The sequence below is a fragment of the Rhodococcus sp. P3_B8 genome, assembly GCF_056402775.1.
This window is the reverse complement of the sequence record NZ_JBFUGT010000456.1, coordinates 1-3,941: the sequence shown is the minus strand read 5'-3', so window position 1 is coordinate 3,941 and position 3,941 is coordinate 1. Positions and strand designations below refer to the sequence as shown.

Sequence of the window (3,941 nt, the reverse complement as noted above, 5' to 3'; positions counted from 1 at the left end):
GTCCACGCCGTACCTGATGGTGCCGACCGAGAACGATCTGATCGTGATCGTCCCGGAAGAACGCTCCCACGAGGTGGGGCTGCACCTACAGCAGCAGGTAGGTGCACAGCTGGAACGCCCACTGGGCGGTGGGCGGGGTCTGCCCACGCCGATCTTCACCGCCGCGTTGAGCGTGCGGCAGGCGACCGCCGCGGCCCGTGCCGGGCGTCTGCAGACCGATCGGATCACCGACTTCGCCGAACTCGGCACCTTCTCCTTGCTCCTCGGCAGCCAGAGCCCCGCCGAACTGCGCGCGTTGGAACAGTCCATGCTCGCCGCTGTGGACACCTACGATGCCGCACACCCGGCGTCGAGCAGTTTGGTGTCCACCCTCACCGCGTTCCTCGAGCACAACGGCCACACCGAGACGGCCGCGGCGGCGCTCGGCGTTCATCGCCACACCTTGCGTAATCGGCTCGTCAAGATCGCCGAACTGACTGGGCGGGAGCTCGACTCAGCGTACGTCCGAGCCGAACTGTGGGTTGCCGTCCAGGCGCGCGAACTCCTCCGAACCATGGGGGAGGAAGGACGCTGACGTCGCTCGGGCGTGTGTCAGGGGACGAACCGGTAACCCTTGCGGGCCTGGGTCACGAGGTGCCGCGGGTGGTTCGGGTCGCGCTCGAGCTTCTGCCGGAGGCGGTGCAGATATATGCGCACGTAGTGCGCTTCGTGGGTATACGCAGGCCCCCATACGGCGCAGAGCAGGGTGCGGGAGCTCACGGTCGTCCCCCGGTGCCTGAGCAGAACTTCGAGGAGTTTCCATTCCGTGGCGGTCAGTTCAACGCGCTGTCCGTCTCTGGTCACGGTCTGTGCGCCGATGTCGACCGAGAACGAGGCGGCGTCGATGACGGGGTCTACCGGTGGGCGGGGTGGGCGACGGCGGTACGCAGCGTGCAGGCGGGCAACAAGTTCGCTGATTGCGCACGGCTTGGTCATGTAGTCGTAGGCGCCGTGATCGAACGCGTCGACCATGGCGCCGACCTCGTCGTTGTCGGAGAGAACAACGACCGGCGCCCGGGTCCAGGCTCGCAGTTGTTCGAGCTGGCCCAATGCGATTCGGTCGGTGGAACTCCAGTCCAGCAGGATGACATCGGGATGCAGGGAGGTCACGGCCCGGACAGCGTGGTCTCCCGGTACGGAGGTCGCCAGATTGTGGCCATGGTGACCCAGTGCCTGGTGCAGGTATCGAAGGAATTCGGATCTCGCGCCGATCGCCATGATGTTGGTCACGCGAATTCCGTTCGGTTGGAGCGGTGTCCGTGCATTTCACCATTTCATAAACTGGCTTGGTGTGGGCGGCATGGTGCTGGGGGCGGTGTCGGTGGGGTAGGGGATGCACGCCGACGACGGTGGCGGCGTGCATCCCCGGCCGGAACTCGGTTCTACAACTTCATCCAGGTGCTCTTGAGCGTGGTGTACTTGTCGAGCGCGTGGAGCGATTTGTCGTGGGCACCGAACCCCGACTGCTTGTATCCCCCGAACGGGACGGTGATGTCGCTGCCGTCGTAGTTGTTGACCCACACCGTTCCCGCGCACAGCGCGCGAGAGACGAGGTGCGCGTTCGACAGGCTGGTGGTCCAGACCGCCGCGGCGAGGCCGTATTGCGTACTGTTCGCGATCCGCACACCCTCGTCGATGTCGTCGAAGGTCAGGACGGAGAGCACCGGGCCGAACACTTCCTCGTTTGCAATCGTCATCTCCGGGGTGACGTTGTCGAAGATCGTCGGTTCGACGTAGTACCCACCGGAATCGATGCGTGCCTGCGCGCCGCCGGTGAGGGTGGTCGCGCCCTCGTCGGTGGCTGTTGCAATGTATCCGAGGACGCGGTGCAGGTGCTTTTCCTCCACCAGTGCGCCGACGGACGTCCGCGGGTCCAGGGGATCACCGACTGTCATCTTGGCGGAGGCCCGGAGCAGGTGCTCGATGAGTTCGTCCTTGCGGGAGCGATGAACGACGAGCCGGGACCCGGCCGAGCAGACTTCCCCTTGGTTGAAGAAGATCCCACTCGCAACGGATGCTGCGATGTTGTCGAGTTCGGTGGCGTCCTCGAGAACCAATTGGGCGCTCTTCCCGCCGAGTTCGAGGGAGACCTCTTTCAGGTTCGAATCGGCGGACGCGCGCAGCAGGGTCCGCCCGACCGGACCGGAGCCGGTGAAGGTGATCGCATCGATGTCGGGATGAAGACCGAGCGCGGCCCCGGCGGTGGCACCGAAACCGGGGACTACGTTGAGGACGCCGTCGGGCAGGCCGGCCTCGGCGGCGAGCTCGGCGAGCCTGATCGCGGTCAGCGACGACGCTTCGGCCGGTTTGAGGACAACGCTGTTGCCGACCGCGAGGGCGGGGGCGAGTTTCCAGGCCGCGAGCATGAGCGGGAAGTTCCACGGCACGATCGCGGCGACCACACCGTAGGGCTCGCGGGTGATGGTCGCGAAGGTGGTGCTGTCGGTCGGGGCGACCTCGTCGTAGCGCTTGTCGATCGCTTCGGCGTAGAAGTCGAAGCACTGCACCGTGACCCGGATGTCGACGGCGCGGGCGTCGGCGACCGGCTTGCCCATGTCCAGCGACTCGAGCAGGGCGAGTTCGTCGGCGTGCTGCTCGATCAGCCGCGCGAGGGCCTGCAGCACTCGGCGGCGGTCGCGGGGATGTTGCTTGGCCCAGCGGCCGTCTTCGAAGGCGCGACGCGCGGACCGGACGGCACGGTCGATGTCCTCGCGGTCGCCTTCGGCGATGGTGGTCAGGACCCGGCCGTCGCGGGGTGAGATGCAGTCGAAGCGTCTGCCGGCGAGGGCGGGCACGAATGTGCCGTCGATGAAGGCATCGGTTCGCAGAGTCAGGCTCCGGGCCGTCTCGAGCAGGCGGTCCACCTCGGTGGGCACGGTGGCGGTCATGGTCAGTTCTCCTTCGTTCGGACGAGGGCGTGGCCGAGTTCGTCGCGTCGTGCCTGGGCGAGTCGCGCGCGCTCGACCGTGGCGTCGAACAGTGCTTGCTGGTGCGGTGCGGTGTCGGCGTTGTCTTCGGGGTGCCACTGCACGCCGAGCATCGGGGCACTTTCGTGCTCGAGTACCTCGATGCAGCCGTCCTCGGCGCGTCCCACGACCTGCAGCCCGGCTCCGAGCCTGTCGACAGCCTGGTGGTGATAGGAAGAGACCTCGACGACGTTCCCGCCCATCGCTTGTGCGACCGCCGAGCCCGATTCCATCCAGACCTGGTGCATGCATTCGCGATGCCAGATGTGGCTGTCGGGTAGGTGCTGGTCCAGGGTGCCGCCGAGCGCCACGTTGACCACTTGCATGCCGCGGCAGATCGCGAGGAAGGGCAGTTCAAGCTCGATCACTGCCCGCGCCGTGGTCAGATCGAATTCATCCTGCACCGGATCCGATGCCTCCGTGCGGGGGTCACGTTCGGCGCCGTAGGTGGCAGGGTCGAGGTCGGCGCCGCCGGGCAGGACCACACCGTCGAAGGGTGCCAGACGGTGGGTGATTCCGGGCCCCGGGGGCACGATGACCGGGTCGCCCCCGGCCCGGAAGATCGCCTCGAGGATCTTGTCGGCGGCGACCGTTCCGGAGCGTCGCAGACCGGCAATGGAGGCGGAGCGAATGCCGGGGACGGCGATCAGCGGCCGGGCGTGGCCGTCGGTCTCACTCATCGGCGGCGAGCGGGAAGGGCAGCGTGGGCATCCACCGTGCCCACTGCGCCGCGAGCGAGCCGTCGGCGATGACCTTGTTCAGGGCGGCGTCGAGGTCGGTCCGGAGCGCGTCGTTGCCCTTGGCGACCGAGACACCCCACCGGTTGCGGGTGGCGACGGTAAACGCGACCGACAGATCGGCCTGCTCCCCGAGCGGTACGAGGGCGACATCGTCGTCGACGACGGCGTCGACCTCGCCGTTGCGCAGGGCCTGGAC

The 3,941-nt window shown here is 67.3% G+C and carries 4 protein-coding genes and 1 pseudogene; 1 reads left to right on the top strand and 4 read right to left on the bottom strand.

Translation table 11 applies throughout. The features are described from left to right. The coding region (locus AC1D1G_RS42780; RefSeq protein ID WP_477956659.1) for a PucR family transcriptional regulator at positions 1-574 on the top strand (574 nt) is incomplete at its 5' end. Between the two features lie 17 nt (positions 575-591). Here AC1D1G_RS42780 and AC1D1G_RS42775 read toward each other — a convergent pair. The 4 genes and pseudogenes from AC1D1G_RS42775 to AC1D1G_RS42760 all read right to left on the bottom strand — a co-directional run. Continuing rightward, positions 592-1,269: a winged helix-turn-helix domain-containing protein gene (locus AC1D1G_RS42775; protein WP_283353201.1), complete on the bottom strand. Its 678-nt coding sequence runs from the start codon at positions 1,267-1,269 to the stop codon at positions 592-594. 152 nt (positions 1,270-1,421) lie between these two features. Beyond that, positions 1,422-2,927 (bottom strand): aldehyde dehydrogenase, encoded by a 1,506-nt coding sequence (locus AC1D1G_RS42770; protein ID WP_283334149.1) that lies wholly within the window; start codon positions 2,925-2,927, stop codon positions 1,422-1,424. A gap of 2 nt (positions 2,928-2,929) precedes the next feature. Next, positions 2,930-3,685, bottom strand: coding sequence for a gamma-glutamyl-gamma-aminobutyrate hydrolase family protein (locus AC1D1G_RS42765; protein ID WP_283334148.1), 756 nt, complete (start codon positions 3,683-3,685; stop codon positions 2,930-2,932). Next, positions 3,678-3,941: pseudogene (locus AC1D1G_RS42760) on the bottom strand (amino acid ABC transporter substrate-binding protein); the annotation flags it as partial. The pseudogene AC1D1G_RS42760 and the gene AC1D1G_RS42765, both read right to left, overlap by 8 nt.

Excerpts from the sequence above, each read along its gene's own strand:
- AC1D1G_RS42770 (WP_283334149.1), bottom strand. The coding sequence starts at position 2,927 with ATGACCGCCACCGTGCCCACCGAGGTGGACCGCCTGCTCGAGACGGCC.
- AC1D1G_RS42765 (WP_283334148.1), bottom strand. The coding sequence starts at position 3,685 with ATGAGTGAGACCGACGGCCACGCCCGGCCGCTGATCGCCGTCCCCGGC.